Below are 20,422 nucleotides of genomic sequence, written 5' to 3'. Positions count from 1 at the left end.
GGGCCGGGTCTCATGCGAAGGAGTGTGTCAAGTGATCATTCTCGGTGTGATTCTCCTTGTCATCGGGTTCATCGTGGGCATCCCGGTGCTGTACACCATCGGTATCATTCTCGCGGTGGCCGGCGTGGCACTGGCCATCCTGGGCGGCACGGGCCGCCGGATCGGTGGCCGGGCGCACTGGTACTGATCCCGAGACTCCGCCACGGCCTGGCGTGCGTCAGCAGCAGTGCTGGCCACGCCAGGCCGTTCGGCCTTCGTGCATCGCCACGGCGGCGATCGCCAGTGCGACGGCCGGGTCCGCCCACCACCAGCCGAACAGGGCGTTGAGCAGCAACCCCGCCAGCAGGACCGCGGAAAGGTAAGTGCAGAGCAAGGTCTGCCGCGAATCCGCGACCGCGCTGGCGGAGCCCAGCTCCCGCCCTGCCCGGCGCTGTGCCGCGGAGAGCGCCGGCATCACCACGAGCGAAATGGCCGCGAGCACGATTCCGGTCCGGGAAGTTTCCGGGGCCGTGCCGGTGAAAAACGTACTGACGGCTTCCCCCGTCACGTAAACCGCGAGCGCGAAAAAGGAAATCGCGATCGCCTTCAGCGCCCGCCGTTCGCGGGCTTCCGGATCGGCACCCGAAAACTGCCACGCGACGGCGATCGCCGAAGCGACTTCGATCACCGAGTCGAGCCCGAAGCCGATCAGTGCCCCGGACGAAGCCGCGGCTCCGGCGGTCAGCGCGACGACAGCCTCGACGACGTTGTAGGTGATGGTCGCGGCCACCAGCAGACGGACGCGGCGCACCAGGACCGGACGACGGTCCGGCACCACCACCGGCGGCGCGCAGCAGCCGTCGGCACAGGTCTCCGTGACAGGCTCGGGCTTCATCGCGTCCCCACCGGCTCGTCCTCGCAGTCTTCGCGCGGTTCGACCGCCAGGACGACCTGGACGAGCTCGCGCAGGGCGCGGGCCAGGTGCGCGTCGGCGATCTCGTACCGCACCTGACGGCCTTCGTAGCCCGCCACGACGAGACCGCAGCCACGCAGGCAGGACAGGTGGTTCGAGACGTTCGAGCGGCTGAGCCCGAGTTCGCCGGCGAGCCGTCCGGGGTAGGCGGGGCCGTCCAGCAGCGCGGTCAGGATCCGGCAACGGGTCGGATCGGACAGAGCACGCCCGATGCGGGCCAGCGCCGCCTCCCGCGTCTCACAGGTCACCATGCGGTGAACTGTACATCAGCGGCTGACATATCCACACCGGACACTCCGGAAAGACCCTGTAGGCAGAAAAGGGTCCTCCGGCTCCGAGGGGGAGGGAGAGCCGAAGGACCCCGTTAGTGTTAGCACATTGCCAAGCCCGTGTACACAGCTGCATACACGATCGTGTTACGGCCTTGACGCCGCCCGGACGCCGTGAAGGCCTCCCCGGCGGGCGGCGAAGCCCGGCGGGAAGGCCTTCACGGATCCTGGCGGGAGGCTCAGGAAGCCTGGCGCAGCAAGGGTTTCCGCGGCGCGTCGGCACAACCGCACCCGCCGCCCAGAGCCTGGCAGTCGACGATCAGCGCGTGCCGCACGCGATCACCGTCCCCGCAGGCCGCGTCGGTGCACTCGGCGAATCCGCCTTCCGGGTGGATCACCAGCGTGCCGTGGCAATGATCGATCCCCGCGTCACAAGAGGCGCACTCCATGACCGGCCACCTTTCCGCGATGGTGCTCGCTCCCCCAAGGTAGGCCGGGAAAGCACACGGACGCGGTAAAGGGACGGCGTGTCGGCCCAACCACCCGTCCGGGCGGTCTCAGGCGGACTTCGGTGCCCGCTTGCGGGCCGCCGGCTTCTTCTTCGCGGCCGCCGGCTTGGCGTCCTCATCGGACTGCTCCGAAGAGGACTGCCGCGACTTCTTCGCGGCGTCCACACTGGCCTGCAGCGCCGCCATCAGGTCGACGACGTCGGCCTTGGCGGTGACCGCCGCGGGCTTGGTCGTCTCCTCCCCCGCGACCTTGGCCTCGATCATCTGCTCGAGGGCCTCGCGGTAGTGGTCGCGGTACTTCTCCGGCTCGAACACCGGCTCGGCCAGCGAGTCGATCAGCGATCCGGCCATCGTCAGCTCCTGCGGCCGGATCTGGGGCGGGTCGTCGCGCAGGAACGGGAAGTCGGGCTCGCGGACCTCGTCCGGCCACAGGATCGTCGTCATCACGAGCACGTCGGCGTGCACGCGCAGCACCGCCATGCTCTCCCGCTGCCGCACGGCGACCTTGGCGATGGCCACCTGGCTCGACTTGTGCAGCGCGTCCCGCAGCACGACGTACGGCTTCACCGCGTTCTTCTGCGGTTCCAGGTAGTAGGTCCGGTCGTACTGGATCGGGTCGATCGACTCCAGCGGCACGAACTCCAGCACGTCGATCGTGCGCTGGCTGGACAGCGGCAGCTCGGCCATCTCGGCGTCGGTGATCACCACCATCTCGCCGTCGGGCAGCTCGTAGCCCTTGGCGATCTCGGCGTAGGGCACTTCCTCGCCGTCGATCGTGCAGAACCGCTTGTACTGGATGCGGCCGCCGTCGGCCTCGTGCACCTGGCGGAGGGAGACGTTCTTGTTCTCGGTGGCCGCGTACAGCTGGATCGGGATGCTGACCAGCCCGAACGACACCGAGCCCTTCCACATCGCCCGCATGCCACGTACCTCCGATGTGCCACCCTGCCGCCTTCACGCTACGTAGTTACCGTAGCCCGAATCGTCCCCCGGCGACAGTGCACCGGCCCGGCGATCTAGACCTCTGCCAGGTATTTCTCCCAGAGCACGGGGTCCATGAACCAGTGCCGGAAGTCCGTCGGGTCGGCGAATCCGTTGACGAACCGCCGGGCCACGGCCGGATTCTGCCCGGCGACCCCGAGGATCTGGAGTACGTGCGGGGGCGGCGGCAGGAGCAGCGCGTTGGTCCATTCGGTGACGTGCCGGGCGTACTCCCAGTAGCGCTCGAAGGTGGCGTCCATCCACGCCGCGTCGAACGGCCGGTCGCCGCGGGCCAGGATCGCGTCCAGGTACGTCGCCGCGCAGTGGCTCGCGTTGTTCGAGCCCTGCCCGGTGATCGGGTCGTTGGCCACGACGACGTCGGCCATCCCCAGCACAGTCGCCCCGCCCGGCAGCGTCCCGACCGGGTTGCGGACCACCGGCGTGTACCCGCCGGCCAGTGTCGCCTTGGCGTCGGTCAGCTCCGCGTCGCGGCAGCGCTCGAACTCCCACGGCACGAACTGCCGCATCAGGTCGAGGATCCGCGCGAAGTGCTCCCCGGGGCCCGGGCGGTCGTCGAAGCAGTCCAGCGGCCCGCCGGGGACGCCTTCGAAGAACAGGATCTCGCAGTTGCCGCTCAGCGTGTACGCCGGGATCATGAACAGCTCGCCGACGCCGGGGACGATGTTGAACCGCACCCCCGGCTTTTCCGGGTGTTCCGGCCGCGGGCCCACGCCGTGGGCGTAGACCAGCGAAAGCGCGCGCATCGGCTTGGTGAACGGCGACCGCCCCGGCACGCGGTCGAACAGCTGGACCAGCTCGCCCTTGCCGGCGGAGATGATCACCAGGTCGTACAGCCGGGCCAGCGCGTCCAGTTCGGAGGTCATCACGCCGTGGATGACGAGCTTGCCGCCGCGTTCCTCGAACAGCTCCAGCCAGCCCGCCATCTTCACGCGCTGGTCGACCGACTGCGCGGGGTGGTCCAGCTCGCCGAACCAGTCGAGCGCGCGGCCGCCGTCCGGCGCGGCCACCGAGATCCCGATGCCCTCGACGTTCACCGTCCCGGCTTCCCACAGGTTCAGCCCGAGGTCCCGCTCGTGCTGCAGGGCGTCGTGGAACATGCACTGCGTCGACATCACCCGCCCGCCCCGGATCTCCTCCGGTGTCCGCGCGGACATCACCGTGACGTCGTAGTCCTTCGCCTGCAGGCCGAGAGCCAGCTGCAGGCCGGACTGACCGGCGCCGACGATCAGGACCTTGCGCATGGGGCTCGTCTCCTCCGGGTCAGGCGTGCGGGGCGCTGCCGGCGAGCTCGCGGCCGGCCGGGCCGGAGAGCACCGCGAGCGACAGCGTGTGGCCGACCAGTTCGGTCAGGGTGGCGATCGTCGACGCGCGGTCCCGGGCGTCGCAGGTGACCAGCGGGACGGCCGGGTCGAGGGCGAGGGCGTCGCGCACCTCCTCGAGGTCGTGCACCGGCTTGCCCTCGAACTGGTTGACCGCCACGACGAACGGCAGCTCGGAGTCGTTCTCGAAGTAGTTGATCGCCGCGAACGACTCGTCGATCCGGCTGGTGTCGACGAGCACGACCGCGCCGAGCGCGCCGCGGCTCAGGTCGTCCCACAGGAACCAGAAGCGCGCCTGCCCCGGCGTGCCGAACAGGTACAGCAGCAGGTCCGGGCGCAGCGTGATCCGGCCGAAGTCCATCGCGACGGTCGTGGTCGACTTGCCGCCGGGCGGGATCTCGTCGATGCCCTCCCCGGCCTCGGTCATCCACGCCTCGTTGCTCATCGGCGGCACTTCCGACACCGCGCCCACGAACGTGGTCTTGCCGACACCGAAGCCCCCGGCGACGACGATCTTCGCGGAGATCGTCAGCAGATCGCCCTCAGGCGGGGAGCCGCTTGAGCCCATCAAGGATCCTCTCGAGCACGTTGGTGTCGTGGTGGTAGGCGTGCGCGGTCGGGTGGACGAAGACCGCGCCCTGGGTGGCGAGGTCGCCGATCAGCACCCGCACCACCCCGAGGGGCAGGTCCAGCCCGACCGACAGCTCGGCGATCGAGCACCGGGTCCGGGCGCGTTCGTAGAGCGAGCGCGACTCGGGCATCAGCGCGTCGCTCAGCGCGGGGTCGTACCGCGGCACCGAAACCAGCGTCTCCACCAGCAGCTGGTGGCGCGTGCTGGTGCGGCCGCCGGTGAGCGCGTACGCGCGGATCCGGCGGCTGCGCCGCGGCAACGGGTCACCCGGACCGGGCACTGTGGACACTGTGGTCTCTTCGGACACGGACCTCACCTCCTTCACGCCCGGGGCCGCCGCGCGGTCAGCACCTGGCGCAGCTCCGCGCGCACCTCGGGGGTGAGCGCGTGGCCGGCGTTGGTGATGAACTGCGTCATCTCGTAGGCGACCACCTTCATGTCCGCCTCGCCCGAGGTCAGCACGGCGAGCCCGGCACCGGAACCCATGCCCATGAAGAGGAAGTAGCCGTGGGTCAGCCGGATGATGATCTGCTCGCAGGTGCCCTTGCCGAACAGGGCCGCACTGTTGCCGGCCAGGGAGAGCAGGCCGCTGGCGATCGCGGCCAGCTGCTCGGCCTCGGCCTCGCCGACCGAGTCCGACGCGGTGAGCGGGAAGCCGTCCACGCTCATGATCAGCGCGTGGCTGACGCCGTGGACCTTGCGCACGAAGTCGTCGAGCAGCCAGGCGAAATCCGCCGGGGCGGGGTGGGGAGCGCTCACGAGGTCGTTCCTCCGGGCGTTTCGTCCTGCTGGGTGCGGTTCTCCGCGAGCGCGGCCCGCTCGCCGTCGGCGAACGCGCCGAGGTCGGCGAGCAGCCGCTCGTGCCCGGAAGCGGAGGTGTCCCGGCCCGGTGGTGGCGGGGGCGGTGGTTCCGGCGCGGCGCCCCGGATGCTGCCGGGCACGCGGCGCGGCAGGCCGCTGGGCGTGGTCCCGCCGGCGGCCCGTTCGACCGGCCGGGGCCGGGGACTGGGCTTGCGCGGCACCGGTGTCTCCCGCGGGAAGGCGCCCGGGCGGCGGCGCGGGAGCCCGCCGACGGCGACCGGTTCGCCGCTCGCCCCCACCTTGACCGGCTCGAACGTGACGGTCCGAGTGCCCGACCACGCGTGCTCGGCGAGCTCGGTGACGATGCCCGTGGGCAGCAGCACGGTGGCCACCGTGCCGTGCGGGCTGCGCCGGTCGAGCCGCACGGTGACGCCGTGGCGAGCCGCGAGGCGGGCGACCACGGCGAGCCCCATGTGCCGCGCCGCGGCATCGTCGAGGTCGCCGCCCGCGGCGAGCCGCGCGTTGAGGTCCCCGACGCGGTCGGCCGGGATGCCGATGCCCTCGTCCTCGATCCGGACGAGCACGCTGCCCTGCTCGGTCAGGTGGGCGCTGACGTGCACCGGCGAGCTGGGCGAGGACTGGTTGGCGGCGTTGTCGAACAGCTCCGCCAGCACCCGCCCGAGGTCTTCCGCGGCGAACCCGACGATGCCGAGGTTCACCACCCGGCCGATGGTGATCCGGGCGTAGTGGTTGATCGAGGACATCGCCTCACGCATGAGGTCGAGCACCGACGTCGCGCGGGCGGCGTCGTCGGTGGTGTCCTGCCCGGCCAGCACGCGCAGGTTCTCGGCGTTGCGGCGCAGCCGCGTGGCGAGGTGGTCGAGCTGGTAGAGCTCGGCGAGGCGGTGGTGGTCCTCCTCCCCCGCCTCCAGCTCCTCCAGCCGCGCGAGGAGCTGGTCGACGAGGTTGAGGTCACGCAGCGCGACGCTGGCGCAGATCTCGGCCAGCACGCCTTCGCCGGACGGCGCCGCCACCGGCGCCGGCCGCGTCAGTTCCACGAACGCCGGCCCCGCCGCGGGCGCGGCCGGGTACCCGGGATGCTTCGGCGGCGCGGTGAGGAACTGCGCGGCGGCGACCCGCGAGCGGTCGAGCAGGACGCGTGATCGATCCAGGAGTTCCCGGGCCCGGCTCGCCATGTGGTCCCACTTCTTCCTTGATCGGGTACGACTGCTTGTCGGACGGACGGCTGTGGTGCGCCGACCCCCGGACGGCGACGCCGGACATGCAAGCAGAAAGCTTCGTGGAATGTCCACAGCGGGTCCTCGCGCGATCGCTCCGCGTGATCGGATTTTCCGGGCATCGCCGCTGGTGAGCGCAGGCGACTAGGCCATTCGGCTCTTTTTTGCAAATTGCGGGTCGCAACACTGCGCACACAGCCGCCCGCGCCGCAGCCGCGCCCGATTCGTCCCAACTTTGCGTGCCACGCAATTTTTTGCGGGGCACGCAAGTTTTTCGCTACACTCTGCACATGCCGCCGGAAGAACCCCCGAAGCTGACCCTGCGCGAGCGGAAGAAGCGCGAAGCCCGCCGGGCGCTCGCGCAGGCGGCGCTGCGGCTCACGCTGGACCGCGGGCTGGAGAACGTCCGGGTGGAGGACATCGCCAACGAAGTGGGCGTCTCCCCCCGCACATTCAACAACTACTTCTCCAGCAAGGAGCAGGCGGTCTGCGCGCTGGTCGTCGACCGGCACGAGGGCATGCGCGAAGCGCTGCTCAACCGGCCGGAAGGCGAGCCGCTCTGGGACTCCGTCAAGCAGGCCGTGCTCGAGCAATATTCACGTGAAGGCGAGCCGGATCGCGCGTATGTTGCGCGTATCCGGGAGCTGATGGGCCAGCTCATGCTGCGTGGCGAATTCCTGAACGCCCACGCGGCGGTCGAGCGGGTCCTCGCCGAAACGATCGCGAAACGGGTGGGCGGTGTGGACCACCTGCTGTGCCGGCTGATGGCCTCCTCGGTGGAAAGCGCCGTCCGCGTCGCCTTCGTCAACTGGTTCACCGAAGGCGAACCGCTCCTGCCGACCCTGGAGCGGTTGCTGGACGAGCTGGCCGCCGGGATGCCGACCCTGACCGGCGGCACCGCACCCGAACCCGAACCGAACACCACCACTCCACTGGGGGAATCGTTGTGCTAGTCAAGCTCCTGCGCAGTTACCTGCGCCCGTACCGGGGCACGCTGTGGGTGATCGTCCTGCTGCAGCTCGTGCAGACGATCGCCATGCTCTACCTGCCGACGCTGAACGCCGACATCGTCGACAACGGCCTGATCAAGGGCGACATGGGCTACATCGTGCGCGTCGGCGCCGTGATGCTCGCGGTGACCGTCGCGCAGATCGCCGGCTCGATCGGCGCGGTGTACTTCGGCGCCCGCACGGCGATGGCGATCGGGCGCGACCTCCGCGCCGGGGTCTTCCACCGCGTGCAGGACTTCTCGGCCCGCGAGGTCGGCCAGTTCGGCACGCCGTCGCTGATCACCCGCACCACCAACGACGTCCAGCAGGTCCAGATGCTGGTGCTGATGACTCTGACGCTGATGGTGTCGGCGCCGATCATGTGCGTCGGCGGGATCATCCTGGCGCTGAACCTCGACGTGCCGCTGTCCTCGCTGCTGCTGGTCATCGTGCCGGTGCTGGGGGTGGCGGTCGGCACGATCATCGCCAAGATGCGGCCCGCGTTCCGGCTGATGCAGGTGCGGATCGACCGGATCAACCAGATCCTGCGCGAGCAGATCATGGGCATCCGCGTCATCCGCGCGTTCGTCCGCGACTCCCGCGAACGGGAACGCTTCGACGTCGCCAACGACCAGCTGCTCACCGTGTCGCTGCGGGTCGGGCGGCTGATGGCGCTGATGTTCCCGATCGTCATGCTGGTCGTGAACGTCTCCAGTGTCGCGGTGCTGTGGTTCGGCGGGCAGCGCATCGACTCCGGCAGCATGCAGATCGGGGCCATGACGGCGTTCCTGTCCTACCTGCTGCAGATCCTGATGGCCATCATGATGGCCACGTTCATGTTCATGATGGTGCCGCGCGCGGAGGTCAGCGCCGAGCGGATCAGCGAGGTTCTCGACACCGAGTCCAGCGTGCGCCCGCCGGTCTCGCCGGTCAGCCCCGGCACGGTGCACGGGCACCTGGAGCTCTCCGGGGTCGAGTTCCGCTACCCGGGCGCGGAAAAGCCGGTCCTGCAGGACATTTCGCTGATCGGGCGGCCGGGTGAGACCACCGCCGTGATCGGGTCGACCGGCACCGGCAAGACCACGCTGCTCAACCTGATCCCCCGGCTGATGGACGCCACCCGCGGCACGGTGAAGGTCGACGGCGTCGACGTGCGCGACCTCGACCCGGCGGTGCTCGCCCGCGCGGTCGGGCTGGTGCCGCAGAAGCCGTACCTGTTCGCCGGCACGGTGGCGAGCAACCTGCGCTACGGCAACCCGGACGCGACCGACGAAGAGCTGTGGCACGCGCTGGAAGTGGCGCAGGGCAAGGACTTCGTCGAAGCGATGCCCGAGGGCCTGGACGCGCCGATCGCCCAAGGCGGCACGAACGTCTCGGGTGGCCAGCGCCAGCGGCTCGCGATCGCCCGGATGCTGGTGCACAAGCCGGAGATCTACCTGTTCGACGACTCGTTCTCGGCGCTGGACTACGCGACCGACGCGGCCTTGCGCCGCGCGCTCGTATCGGAAACCGCCGACGCGACGGTGGTCATCGTCGCCCAGCGGGTCAGCACCATCCGCAGCGCCGACCGCATCATCGTCCTCGACGAAGGCCGCGTCGTCGGCACCGGCACCCACCACGAACTCATGGACGGCAACGAAACCTACCGGGAGATCGTGCTGTCCCAGCTGACCGAACAGGAGGCGGCGTGAGTACCACGGAATCGCCGAAAGCCGCCGTCACCGACGCGGGGGAACGCCCGGTCGCCCAGCGGAACCGCAACACCGGGGCCGCGGCCGGCGGACCGGCGGCCCGCTTCATGGCCGGTGGCGCGCCGCCGGAGAAAGCCCTGGACTTCAAGGGATCCCTCAAGCGGCTGCTGCGGATGCTCGCCCCGCAGCGGCTGTACCTGATCGGCGTGCTCGTGCTGGGCGCGGTGAGCGTCGCACTGACCGTGATCGGGCCCAAGATCCTCGGCCAGGCCACCGACGCGATCCTCGCCGGCGTGCTCGGCAAGCAGGTGCCACCGGGCGTGACCAAGGAACAGATCGTCGCCGGGCTGCGCGCCCGCGGTGACGGCACGCTCGCCGACATCTACGGCCGCGTCGACCTCGTCCCCGGCGTCGGCATCGACTTCCACAAGGTCGGCCAGATCCTGCTCATCGTGCTGGCGCTGTTCGTCGTCGCGTCGTTCTTCGGGCTGATCCAGGCCCGGTTGACGACGACGCTGGTGCAGCACGCGGTGTACCGGCTGCGCGAGGACGTCGAGGCGAAGTTCGCCCGGCTGCCGCTGAAGTACTTCGACCGCCAGCCGCGCGGCGAGGTCCTTTCCCGGGTCACCAACGACATCGACAACCTGGCGATGTCGCTGCAGCAGACGCTTTCGCAGATCGTCTCGTCGCTGCTGACGGTGATCGGCGTGCTGATCATGATGTTCCTGATCTCGCCGCTGCTCGCGGTGTTCGTCCTGCTCACCGTGCCGCTTTCGGCGGTCATCGCGGCGAAGATCGGGAAGCGCGCGCAGCCGAACTTCATCAAGCAGTGGTCGACGACCGGCAAGCTCAACGCGCACGTCGAGGAGATGTACACCGGGCACTCGCTGGTCAAGGTGTTCGGCCGCCACGAGGAGTCCGCGGCGATCTTCGACAAGCAGAACACAACCCTGTACGAGGCGAGCTTCCGCGCGCAGTTCATCTCCGGGATGATCCAGCCGGCGATGATGTTCATCGGCAACCTCAGCTACGTGCTGGTGGCGGTGATCGGCGCGCTGCGCGTCGCGTCGGGCAACCTCACCCTCGGCGAGGTGCAGGCGTTCATCCAGTACTCGCGCCAGTTCAGCCAGCCGGTGACCCAGATCGCCAGCATGGCGAACCTGCTGCAGTCCGGCGTCGCTTCGGCCGAGCGGGTGTTCGCGCTGCTCGACGCCGAGGAGCAGGCACCGGAGCCGGCCGACCCGCAGCGGCCGTCCGTGGTCCGCGGGCGGGTCGAGTTCCAGGACGTCTCTTTCCGCTACCTGCCGGACAAGCCGCTGATCGACAACCTGTCGCTGACCGTGGAACCCGGCCAGACGGTGGCGATCGTCGGCCCGACCGGGGCGGGGAAGACGACGCTGGTCAACCTGCTCATGCGGTTCTACGAGCTCGACAGCGGGCGGATCACGCTCGACGGCGTCGACATCGCGGAGATGAACCGCGAGGAACTGCGCGACCAGACCGGCATGGTGCTGCAGGACGCGTGGCTCTTCGGCGGCACGATCGCGGAGAACATCGCCTACGGCGCGGACGATCCGAGCCGCGAGGAGATCGTCGAAGCGGCGCAGGCGACCTACGTCGACCGCTTCGTCCGCACGCTGCCGGACGGGTACGAAACGGTGCTCGACGACGAAGGCGGCACGGTCAGCGCGGGCGAAAAGCAGCTGATCACGGTGGCGCGGGCGTTCCTGGCCAGGCCGGCCGTCCTCATCCTGGACGAGGCGACCAGCTCGGTCGACACCCGCACCGAGGTGCTCATCCAGCGGGCGATGAACTCGCTGCGCAGCGGGCGCACCAGCTTCGTCATCGCCCACCGCCTGTCGACGATCCGCGACGCGGACGTCATCCTCGTGATGGAGCACGGCCGGATCGTCGAACAGGGCGAACACGAAACGCTGCTGCGCAGCGGTGGCGCCTACGCGCGGCTGTACGCGGCCCAGTTCGCCGAAGCCATGGCGGAAACGGACTGACGTCGTCCCCCGGTACCCTGGAAGCTCCCGAGCCGAAGGGGTACTGGGGCGGCGATGGCCGACAGACTCGAGGAATACCGCGCCAAGCGCAGCCGCGACCGCACGAGCGAGCCTTGGCCCGGCGGTCCGCCGCAGCCGGGGGACGACGACCTCTTCGTCATCCAGGAGCACCACGCGACCCGGCTGCACTGGGATTTCCGGCTGGAACGCGACGGCGTGCTCGTGTCGTGGGCGGTGCCGAAGGGCTTGCCGCTCTCCCCCGGCGTGCCCCGGCTCGCCGTGCACACCGAGGACCACCCCCTGGAGTACCTCACCTTCGAGGGCGAGATCCCGGCCGGTGAATACGGCGGTGGCCGGATGACCGTGTGGGACACCGGGAAGTACGAAACCCTGCACTGGAACGACCACAAGGTCGAAGTCGTCTTCCACGGCGAACGCGCGCGCGGCAAGTACCTGTTCCTCAACCGGCACGACGAGGACGGCCGCGACTGGACGCTCCGCCGCCTCGACCCCGCCGAGCCGGGCCACCAGGACGCGCCGGAGTTCCTGGAGCCGATGACGGCGGTGCCGGGCGACCTGCCGCCCGACGACGACGCCTGGGCCTACGAGTTCGCCTGGGGCGGCCTGCGCACGATGCTGCTGATCTGCGGCGGCCGCGTCACCGCGCACGACGAAACCGGCGCCGACGTCACCGGCCGCTACCCCGAGCTGCACAAGCTGGGCGAGCAGCTCGGATCCACGGAAGTGCTGCTGGACGGCGAAGTCGTGGTGGTGAAGGACGGCAAGCCCCACCCGGGCGGCCTCGACGAACGCCGGCGCGCCGACGGCAACGCCGCCAAGCGGCTCACGGCCCGCTGCCCGGTCTTCTACTTCGCCTCCGACGTCCTGCACCTCGACGGCAAGGCGACCCTCGACCTGCCCTACACCGCCCGCCGGGAGCTCCTGGACGACCTCGGGGTGGCCGGCCGGCACTGGCAGGTGCCGCGCTACTACCTGGGCGGTGGGGAAGCCGTCGCCGGGGCCAGCCGGCAGCACGGGCTGCCCGGCGTCGTCGCGAAACGGGCCGACAGCCCGTACCGGCCCGGCGACGGCTCCGGTGACTGGGTGCTGATCGAGAACTGAGCGGCCGGGGCCTGCCCGCCGCCCTCAAAGCGGGCAGGCCCCGGCCGGCGGTCAGCAGCCGCAGGTGTAGTAGGTGATGTCCCAGTGGTTGCCCTCGTCGGCGTAGAGGTTGCCGGACGCCGCCTTCCACTGCGGGTAGCCGTCGGCACGCAGGCCGATGTAGGTGAAGGTGTTCTTGATGTAGCCGTCGAGGCAGCTGTTGTGCGCGGTGTCCACCTTGTAGCCGTTCCAGTGGCTGTAGGTGCCCGACGCGTGCCCGGTCTCGGTGCCCCCGGTGATGTTGACCGCGCAGCCGCCGGCCCGCTTCAGCGTGATCACGCCGTCGACCGTGCTCTGGTTGATCTGCTCGTAGGACGTGCAGGTGGAGTTGTTGCGGTCGGTGCAGTTCCCGCTCGACGAGTGCGTGACCCCGGCGGCGGACAGCTGCGACGCGGCCTGCGCCTGCGTGAGCTTGGTGACCTCGACACTCGCCGACGCGGTACCGATGGCCGCGAACAACACGGTCGCGGCCGAAGCGGTCAGCCCCAGACCCGCCCGTACCAGCATCCGTCGTCCTCGCATGGCTTGTCTCCCTCAGTACGACAATCCGACTGCGGCAGCCAAATCGGGACGGCCATAACTTCGCCAAACACCCGGCGGCGCGGGACGCCGGGACGCTCGTCAGGTCCTGATCTTCGCCAAGACTTCACGAGTCCGGTCCCGGGCCGGAGATTCACTGGTGACGGCGTTGAGCTCGCTCAGCGCGCGCAGCTCCCACATCGGGAACCCGAGCTCCCGGAACACCTCGGCCGACGTCCGCAGGAGCCGCGCCGCCTCAGGCCCGGCGCCTTCGCCCGCCTGGGTCCGGCCCAGCCCGAGCAGGGCGTACCCGGCGCCGCGGCGATCGCCCAGCTCCCGGCACACGCCCAGCGCCGTCCGCAGGTGCCGCCGCGCGCCTGCCGGGTCGCCCGCGCGGCGGCGGGCCTCGGCCAGGCTGCGGTGGGTGTAGGCGGCGGCGTGCCGGTGCCCGATCTGCTCGAACAACGCCAGCGACCGCGTCAGGCAGCGGTGGGCGTCGGCCAGTTCCCCGGCCTCGGCGTGCAGGTCGCCGAGGCTGCGCAGGACGTGCGCCTCCCAGTGTCGCTCGCCGGTGCGGACAGCCCCGCCGAGCGCACCGGCGAGCAGGTCGCCCGCCTGGTCGTGGTCGCCTTGGCGGCGCAGGACGTCGGCGTAGCGCTTCGCGGCCTGGTCGTGCCAGCGGCTGTCGTCGCATTCCCGGGCGAGCAGCATGCTCACCTCGAAGCTCTCGACCGCGCGCCGCACGTCGCCGACGTCCTCGGCCAGCGAACCCAGCTGCGCCGCCGCGGCCGCCTGCCCGCGGCGGTCGCCGCAGTCGCGCAGCAGGCCGATGGCTTCCCGCAGCTCGGCCTCTGCGGTGTGCGGATCGCCCGCGTCGAGGTGGATGTCGGCGAGCGCGGCCAGCACCGCGCCGGTGCCCCGCGGGTCGTCCAGCCCGCGGTAGCGGTGCTCGGCCATGACGAAGTACTTGCGCGCCTGCTGCCAGCGGCCGTGCTGCCAGTGCACCGAACCGAGGTCGAAGAGCTTCTCCGCCTCCGCGTGGGGGTCGCGGCGGCGCCGGGCCGCGGCCAGCCCGAGGACCGAGACGGCGCGGGCGGCGTGGCCGAGCCAGGGGGTGCCCGCCAGCGCGGTGCAGGCGTCGGCGAGCTGCCCGGTCAGCTCGTGCCAGCCGTGCGCGCCCGCCACCCGGACCGCCGCGGCGAGGTGCCCGGTCTCCTCGGCCGCCCAGCCCGCCGGATCGGCCGTGACCCGGCGCAGCGCCGCCGGGTCCGGCTTTCGCGAGCCGGGTGCCGGACGGCCCCTGGCGTGTTCGGCGAGCGCCAGCGCGACCTCGCACGCGCGGCGCAGCGCCTCCTCGTCGTGCGGCGCCGGCGCGCTCTCGGCCAGCACGAGCCGGGCGAACGGGTGGACCGCCCACCGCGTGCCGCCGGACGTCAGCAGGTGCGTGGCGGCCAGCGCGTCGAGCCGGTCCTGAGCGTCGTGCAGCGGCCGGTCGAGCAGTGCCGCCGCGCACCAGTCCGGGACCGGTCCCCCGAACGCGGCGAGCAGCCGCAGCAGGGACACCTCGGCGGTGGATCGTTCCCGCAGCGCCGACGTCACCGCGGCCCGGACGCCGAGGTCGCCCGCGGTCAGCTCGTCGAGCCGGCGGCGATCGTCGGCGAGACGTGTGGCGAGTTCGGCGACGCGCCGGTCCGGCCGCGCCGCGAGCTTCACCCCGGCGATCCGGACGGCGAGCGCGAGACCGGCACAGTGTCCGAGAAGCCGTTGCGCGGCTTCGGGTTCCGCCCGCAACCGCGACTCTCCCGCGATCGCCGCGAGCAACGCCCATGCGTCCTCTGTGGACAGTCCGGCGACCGGAACCGGGCGCGCGCCGGACAAGCCGGGGAGCGCACGTCGCGCGGTGACCAGCGTGGCGCAGCCGGGCCCGCTCGGCAGCAGGGCACGCACCTGCGTCTCGGACGCGGCGTCCTCCAGGAGCACCAGCAGCCGGCGATCGGCGGTGTAGCTGCGCCAGAGCCCGGTCAGCCCGGCGCGGTCGGCCAGCTCCGCGGGTGTCGCCCCGAGCAGGCGCAGGAACCCGGTCAGCACGGCGGCCGGGTCGGCGGGCGTCCCGTCGGGGCCACGCAGCGAAGCGGTCAGCTGGCCGTCCGGGAACCGGCGGCGGGCCCGCCACGCGGCCTGGACGGCCAGCGCGGACTTCCCGCTCCCGGCGGCCCCGTGCACCACGACCGGAGCCGGGCCGCGCAGCGCCCGGGCGACGTCGGCGAGCTCGGCCGCGCGGCCGGTGAAGTCGGGCACCGCGGGCGGAAGCTGGGCGGGCGGCCCGGGCGTCGTCCACTCCGTGCCGGCGATCCGGCGGTACACCGCGACGAGGTCCGCGCCCGGCCACACGCCCGCCTCTTCCCAGAGCGCGCGCCGGGTCCGGCGGAGCACCTCCAGTGCCGATTCGCGGCGGCCGACCGCGCCCAGCGCGGACGCGAGCCGGGCGGCGAACCGCTCGTCGGCGGGACGGGCCGCGACGACCGGGTCGAGCCGCTCGACCACGGACCGGCCGTCCCCGTCGGCCAGCTCCAGCTCGACCAGCTGCAGCAGCGCCGCCGACCGCCGGTCCTCCAGCCACAGCTTGTACGCCTCCAGCAACGGCCCGCCCGCGACGTCGGCGAACGCGTCGCCCCGCCAGCACGCCAGTGCCCGTTCGAGCGCGCGGCGGCGCTGCGCCCGGTCGTCGGCACCGGCCGACAGCAGCGTCAGGAAGTCGTCCGCGTCCAGCTCACCCGGCTCGACGGCCAGCGCATAACCTCGCGGCCCGGAGCGCAGGCGCTGCCCGGCCTCGGCGGCGCCCAGGCCGGGCGAGAGCGTCTTGCGCAGCTTCGACACGGTGACCTGCACGATCGCCGCCGCGCTCGCCGGCGCACCGTCGGGCCACAGCTCGTCGACCAGGGTGTCGCGGCCGACGAACTGGCCGGCCCGGGCGAGGAGGACGGCGAGCAGCCGCCGCGGCTGGGCCGCCGACGGCAACGCGACAGTGGCCGTCATCGGGCCGAGGACCTCGAACCGCACGGCTACCCCCACCCCGCGAGATCACCTGATCGAGCGAGTTGAATCTAGCCGCCCGGGCCGACCGGGGAAGCCCGCTCACCCGGATGGCCGACCACGTCCTCAGGCGTGCGCGAGCAGTTTCGCCAGCAGCGCCGGGTTCGCCGCCAACCCCTCGCGGAGGGTGTGCTCACGCAGCGGCTTGAGGTCGCCGTACGGCTGGTTCGCCCACTCCAGGGCACCCTGCGGCGGCTCCGGGTCGTATTCGATGACGAACTGGACGTTCGTCGCCACCTGCCGCCCGGCCAGCCGCTCCACCAAGTGCAGCGCCAGGTCGATGCCGGCCGAGACGCCCGCCGCGGTGATCACCCGGCCGTCCTCGACCCACCGCCGGGCGACCGGCTTCGCGCCCAGCCCGGTCAGGACGTCCCGGAGCATCCAGTGCGTCGTCGCCTCCTTGCCCTCGAGCAGGCCGGCGGCGCCGAGGATCAGGGAGCCGGTGCAGACCGACGTCACCAGCTCGGCGCCCGCAGCGGCGGTGCGCAGCCACGCAAGGAGCGTTTCGTCGGACATCGCGCGCAGCGTCGGCACGGTGCCGCCGGGCACCAGCACGGCGAAGGGCGACGGCACCTCGTCGAACGTGTGGCTCGGCGCGATCCGGAGCGGCGTGTCGGTGCCGACGGTGTCCTTCGTGGCCCCCACCACGACGGTCCGGTAGCCGGGGTCGAGCTGAGCCAGGGCGCTCAGCACCTGCAGCGGGCCCACCAGGTCCAGGGGCGTCAGCCCTGGGTAAACGACGAAGGCGATGGTCTTCTGCTCATCGGTCATGCCGCTCAGCCTGGCGGGACCTCCAGGGTGCGAGTGGCCGCGATGTCCGAAATCCTGCGAACCACGTCCGAGTGCCGGTCCGGCTGCTAGCGTTCGATCATGCCAGGCTCACCCAGACGGGTCGCGATCGTCGGCTACGCCGACGCCGAGCTGCTGGACATCGCCTGCCCCGCCGATGTGTTCGACGCCGCCAACCGGCTCGGCGCGCGGCCGCCGTACGAGCTGCAGCTCGCCTCGGTCGACGGCCACGGCATCCGCACCGCCTCCGGGCTGACGCTGCAGCCGCACCTGCGCCTGGACCAGGTGTCCGGGGACCTCGACACGCTCGTCGTCGCGGGCGGCTGGGGCAGCACGGCCGCCGCGGCCGACGAACGCGTCCTCGCCCACGTCCGGCGGCTCGCCCGCTCCAGCCGCCGGATCGCGTCGGTCTGCACGGGTGCCGAGGTGCTCGCCGCGGCCGGGCTGCTCAACGGCCGTCGCGCGACGACGCACTGGCGCTACGCGGCGCGGCTGGCCCGGGACTACCCGGCGGTGACGGTGGATCCTGTGCCGCTGTACATCAGGCACGGCAACGTCTACACGGCGGCGGGCGTCACGAGCGGGCTCGACCTGACGCTGTCGCTGGTGGAAGCCGACCACGGCCCGTCGCTGGCCCGCGAGGCCGCCCGCGCGCTGGTCACCTACCTGCAGCGGCCCGGCAACCAGGCGCAGGTCAGCCTCTTCCTGGCCGGGCCGCCGCCGGAGCACCCCGAGGTCCGCGACCTCACCGCGTACATCGCCGAGCACCTCGACGCCGACCTCGGCACACCGGCGCTGGCCGCCCGCGCCGGCCTCGGCACCCGCCAGCTCACCCGGCTGTTCGACGCCCACCTCGGCACCACGCCCGGCAAGTACGTCCGCACGGTCCGCACGGAGCACGCGGCCCGCCTGCTTTCGGGCACCGACCTGCCGCTGGCCACGATCGCCCGCCGTTGCGGCTTCGGCTCGACGGAAACGTTGCGCCAGGCCTTCCTGGACCACTTCGACACCCCGCCGTCGGCCTACCGCCGGGTCCACCTCCGCCATTCCCCCACCTGAAGCCGTGTCGTCCCGCCAATCACGTGTGATGCCTCTTCAATCACGCGAGATGCCCGTCCGATCACGGCGGATCGCCGTACCGAGAGGACGACACGCGTGCTTGAACGGACGACACGCGTGCTTGGCGGGACGACACGGCGCATCCGGACGAACCGGGCCGTCCGCGGCCCCTCGCGCGGGGGCCGGAATCCCGCTGTCAGGATGTGCGGGTGGACCGCCCCGACCTCACCGACGACGAAACCGGACCGATTCGCCGGGTCACGGACGAGGTGTCCCCTTCGCCGGTCCGCGGAACGTCCGGAACGCCGGGAACGCCCCGGAAACCCGCCCGCCGGACGCCGCCGGAAGGCGCCCGCGCGACCGACGCCGCCGCGGCGGCCCGCCGCCGCACCGACACCGGGCCACAGCGAATCCCCCAGCGAGCCGGAACCGGCGCTCAGCGGATCCCGAACCGCGCCGACACCGGACCGCAGCGGGCCGCCAAGCCGCGGACCGCCGGTCAGCCCGGCGCGGCCAAAAAGCCCGAAACCGCCGCGAAACCACCCGTCACCGGCCACGGACACGGCCATGGACACGGACCCGCCGCCCCGGCGTCACGACGTGTCCGGCTGCTGCTGATCTGGCTGCTCGCCCCGCTGGTCCTGGCCACCGTGGTCGGGATGGTCGTGCTGTACCCCTGGGGAAAGGCGTCCCCGACGAGCGTCGTCCCGCAGGGCACGCCCGTGCACGCCTCGATCGGCACCACGAACACCGGCCCCTGCCTCGCCCAGGGCCAGGTCCAGGTCGGCGACCAGACGGACCCGAACGCGAAACCCTGCTTGACCGTCGAACTCACCATGACCGACGGCCCCGCGATCGGGAAGCCGCTCAAGCTGACCGTGCCGATCGAGCCCAGCACCCCGCGGTTCGCCGCGGGTGACGCCGTCGTCCTGGCCTACAACGGCGGGAACGCGGGCGACCCGGCCAGCTTCCAGCTGGTCGACTTCCAGCGCGGCACGCCGCTTCTGGTGCTGGCCGCCCTCTTCGCGGTCGCCGTGCTCGTGCTCGGCCGCTGGCAGGGCGTCGCCGCGCTCGTCGCGCTCGGCCTGTCCTTCGTCGTCATCGCCCTGTTCATCCTCCCGGCCATCCTCGCCGGCGAGAACCCCCTGGTGGTGGCCATCGCCGGGGCCGGCGCGATCATGTTCATCGCGCTGTACCTGACCCACGGGCTTTCGGCGAGGACGTCCGCGGCCGTGCTCGGCACGCTCGTCAGCCTCGCCCTGATCGGCGTCCTCTCGGCGATCTTCTCCGCCGCGGCGTCGCTGACCGGGCTGGATGACAGCACCACGACGCTGATCGGCTCGCTCGGCCACGGCATCGACGCGCGGGGGCTGCTGCTCGCCGGCGTCGTGATCGGCGCGCTGGGCGTGCTCGACGACGTCACCGTCACCCAGACCAGCGCGGTCTGGGAGCTCCGCCGCGCCAACCCGGACCTGACCTGGCGCGAGCTGTACAGCTCAGGCCTGCGGATCGGCCGTGACCACGTCGGTTCGGCGGTGAACACCCTCGTGATGGCCTACGCCGGTGCCGCGCTGCCGGTGCTGCTGTACTCGTCGATCTCCGGGGTGGGCCTGGGTGCGCTGCTCGGCAGCGAGGACATCGCGCAGGAGATCATCCGCACGCTCGCGGGCAGCGTCGGCATCGTCGCGGCCGTCCCGGTGACGACCGTCCTGGCCGCGCTGATCGCCTCACGCGAGCCGGCCGAGAGCCTCAGTCGAGCGTTGCCACGAACCGGCTGACGGCCTCCATCGTGAACCGCTGCACGTACTTGCCCGACGGCGCCACCGAAGCCAGCCGGTAGAGCGGGCGTTCCGCCACGCCGGCGCCGCGGGCCTCGGCCTTCAGCTCGGCGATCAGCAGCTCGCCGAACACCAGGCCGTTCGCCTCGGTGTTGTTCATCAGCGCGTTCGCGAGCTTCCGCAGCGGCAGGATGCCCAGCTCGCGCCCGCCGGTCCCGGAGAACACCGCGAGGTCGACCTTCGCCACCTTCCCCCGCCGGCCGGCGTTGACCAGCAGGCTCACGGTGCGGCTCCCCCGGACGTCGCCGACGACGAGGTCGAGCCGCGTCGCGGTGACCAGGTCGACGCGGCGCAGTCCCCAGGTGCGGACGAGCAGCGTCGAGCCCTCCAGCCAGACGCGGCGCCGGATGCTGGCGGCCATGACGTACACCAGCGGCAGGGCGACCACCAGCGCGACGACCAGCCCGGTCACCGTGCCGCCGATCAGGCCGGCGACGCCGCCGAACGCCGCGGCGACGATCACCGCGCCGATCAGGCCCGAGATCCCGCGGCGCCGCCGCGAACGCGGGTCCTCCTCGAACAGCGCCAGCCGCTCGGTCGTCTCCCCGGCCAT

20 protein-coding genes are annotated in these 20,422 nt (G+C 71.8%); 7 read left to right on the top strand and 13 right to left on the bottom strand.

The window, feature by feature from the left end; translation table 11 throughout:
- Positions 1–31: 31 nt before the first annotated feature.
- Positions 32–187, top strand: coding sequence for a hypothetical protein (locus CF165_RS06405; RefSeq protein ID WP_004559113.1), 156 nt, complete (start codon positions 32–34; stop codon positions 185–187).
- A gap of 30 nt (positions 188–217) precedes the next feature.
- Here the strand turns inward: CF165_RS06405 and CF165_RS06400 are convergent, their stop codons facing one another.
- From CF165_RS06400 to CF165_RS06360, 9 genes are all read right to left on the bottom strand, one after another.
- The gene (locus CF165_RS06400; protein ID WP_205660784.1) at positions 218–874 is read right to left on the bottom strand and encodes a cation efflux transmembrane domain-containing protein; all 657 of its coding nucleotides are present in this window, start codon (positions 872–874) and stop codon (positions 218–220) included.
- On the bottom strand, positions 871–1,203 hold the full coding sequence (gene cmtR / locus CF165_RS06395; RefSeq protein ID WP_093946483.1) for a Cd(II)/Pb(II)-sensing metalloregulatory transcriptional regulator CmtR: 333 nt from the start codon (positions 1,201–1,203) through the stop codon (positions 871–873). Before cmtR ends, CF165_RS06400 begins: the two co-directional genes overlap by 4 nt.
- Positions 1,204–1,460: 257 nt before the next feature.
- The gene (locus tag CF165_RS06390) at positions 1,461–1,670 is read right to left on the bottom strand and encodes a hypothetical protein (protein ID WP_093946482.1); all 210 of its coding nucleotides are present in this window, start codon (positions 1,668–1,670) and stop codon (positions 1,461–1,463) included.
- 108 nt (positions 1,671–1,778) lie between these two features.
- The gene (gene ku, locus CF165_RS06385) at positions 1,779–2,651 is read right to left on the bottom strand and encodes a non-homologous end joining protein Ku (RefSeq protein ID WP_093946481.1); all 873 of its coding nucleotides are present in this window, start codon (positions 2,649–2,651) and stop codon (positions 1,779–1,781) included.
- A 95-nt stretch (positions 2,652–2,746) separates the two neighbouring features.
- A complete protein-coding gene (locus CF165_RS06380) occupies positions 2,747–3,973 on the bottom strand; it encodes a styrene monooxygenase/indole monooxygenase family protein (RefSeq protein WP_093946480.1) in 1,227 nt (408 codons plus the stop codon).
- A 19-nt stretch (positions 3,974–3,992) separates the two neighbouring features.
- A complete protein-coding gene (locus tag CF165_RS06375) occupies positions 3,993–4,619 on the bottom strand; it encodes a GTP-binding protein (RefSeq protein WP_093946479.1) in 627 nt (208 codons plus the stop codon).
- Entirely contained in the window at positions 4,594–4,989 is a 396-nt protein-coding gene (locus tag CF165_RS06370) for a DUF742 domain-containing protein (RefSeq protein WP_240521471.1), read from the bottom strand. Before CF165_RS06370 ends, CF165_RS06375 begins: the two co-directional genes overlap by 26 nt.
- A gap of 14 nt (positions 4,990–5,003) precedes the next feature.
- On the bottom strand, positions 5,004–5,441 hold the full coding sequence (locus tag CF165_RS06365; protein WP_093946478.1) for a roadblock/LC7 domain-containing protein: 438 nt from the start codon (positions 5,439–5,441) through the stop codon (positions 5,004–5,006).
- On the bottom strand, positions 5,438–6,679 hold the full coding sequence (locus CF165_RS06360) for a sensor histidine kinase (protein ID WP_093946477.1): 1,242 nt from the start codon (positions 6,677–6,679) through the stop codon (positions 5,438–5,440). The genes CF165_RS06365 and CF165_RS06360 overlap by 4 nt, the downstream gene beginning before the upstream one ends.
- 332 nt (positions 6,680–7,011) lie before the next feature.
- Here CF165_RS06360 and CF165_RS06355 point away from each other — a divergent pair, with 332 nt between their 5' ends.
- Genes CF165_RS06355 through CF165_RS06340 form a run of 4 tightly spaced genes read left to right on the top strand, consistent with a single transcriptional unit; the run spans position 7,012 to position 12,532 of the window.
- On the top strand, positions 7,012–7,674 hold the full coding sequence (locus tag CF165_RS06355) for a TetR/AcrR family transcriptional regulator (protein ID WP_093946476.1): 663 nt from the start codon (positions 7,012–7,014) through the stop codon (positions 7,672–7,674).
- Positions 7,668–9,401, top strand: a complete 1,734-nt coding sequence (locus CF165_RS06350) for an ABC transporter ATP-binding protein (RefSeq protein ID WP_093946475.1) — start codon at positions 7,668–7,670, stop codon at positions 9,399–9,401. The genes CF165_RS06355 and CF165_RS06350 overlap by 7 nt, the downstream gene beginning before the upstream one ends.
- The gene (locus tag CF165_RS06345) at positions 9,398–11,410 is read left to right on the top strand and encodes an ABC transporter ATP-binding protein (protein ID WP_093946474.1); all 2,013 of its coding nucleotides are present in this window, start codon (positions 9,398–9,400) and stop codon (positions 11,408–11,410) included. Before CF165_RS06350 ends, CF165_RS06345 begins: the two co-directional genes overlap by 4 nt.
- Before the next feature lie 54 nt (positions 11,411–11,464).
- Complete coding sequence (locus CF165_RS06340; RefSeq protein ID WP_093946473.1) at positions 11,465–12,532, top strand: DNA polymerase ligase N-terminal domain-containing protein; 1,068 nt, start codon at positions 11,465–11,467, stop codon at positions 12,530–12,532.
- A gap of 51 nt (positions 12,533–12,583) precedes the next feature.
- Here CF165_RS06340 and CF165_RS06335 read toward each other — a convergent pair whose 3' ends face one another.
- The 3 genes from CF165_RS06335 to CF165_RS06325 form a co-directional block, all read right to left on the bottom strand.
- Positions 12,584–13,093 (bottom strand): hypothetical protein, encoded by a 510-nt coding sequence (locus tag CF165_RS06335; protein WP_093946472.1) that lies wholly within the window; start codon positions 13,091–13,093, stop codon positions 12,584–12,586.
- Between the two features lie 99 nt (positions 13,094–13,192).
- Positions 13,193–16,150 (bottom strand): AfsR/SARP family transcriptional regulator, encoded by a 2,958-nt coding sequence (locus CF165_RS06330; RefSeq protein WP_093946471.1) that lies wholly within the window; start codon positions 16,148–16,150, stop codon positions 13,193–13,195.
- A gap of 99 nt (positions 16,151–16,249) precedes the next feature.
- The gene (locus CF165_RS06325; RefSeq protein WP_093946470.1) at positions 16,250–16,954 is read right to left on the bottom strand and encodes a DJ-1/PfpI family protein; all 705 of its coding nucleotides are present in this window, start codon (positions 16,952–16,954) and stop codon (positions 16,250–16,252) included.
- Positions 16,955–17,053: 99 nt separating this feature from the next.
- On the opposite strand from CF165_RS06325, the gene CF165_RS06320 reads away from it, so the two are divergent.
- Together CF165_RS06320 and CF165_RS06315 are read left to right on the top strand one after the other, a co-directional pair.
- On the top strand, positions 17,054–18,031 hold the full coding sequence (locus CF165_RS06320) for a GlxA family transcriptional regulator (RefSeq protein WP_093946469.1): 978 nt from the start codon (positions 17,054–17,056) through the stop codon (positions 18,029–18,031).
- Positions 18,032–18,240: 209 nt separating this feature from the next.
- Complete coding sequence (locus CF165_RS06315; protein WP_093946468.1) at positions 18,241–19,809, top strand: YibE/F family protein; 1,569 nt, start codon at positions 18,241–18,243, stop codon at positions 19,807–19,809.
- Here the strand turns inward: CF165_RS06315 and CF165_RS06310 are convergent.
- Positions 19,781–20,422, bottom strand: a complete 642-nt coding sequence (locus CF165_RS06310; protein WP_093946467.1) for a hypothetical protein — start codon at positions 20,420–20,422, stop codon at positions 19,781–19,783. The two genes, CF165_RS06315 and CF165_RS06310, sit on opposite strands and share 29 nt — an antisense overlap.

Source organism: Amycolatopsis vastitatis, from assembly GCF_002234595.1.
GTDB lineage: Bacteria > Actinomycetota > Actinomycetes > Mycobacteriales > Pseudonocardiaceae > Amycolatopsis > Amycolatopsis vastitatis.
The sequence above is the reverse complement of the archived record's forward strand: the minus strand, read 5'-3'. Positions and strand labels throughout refer to the sequence as shown.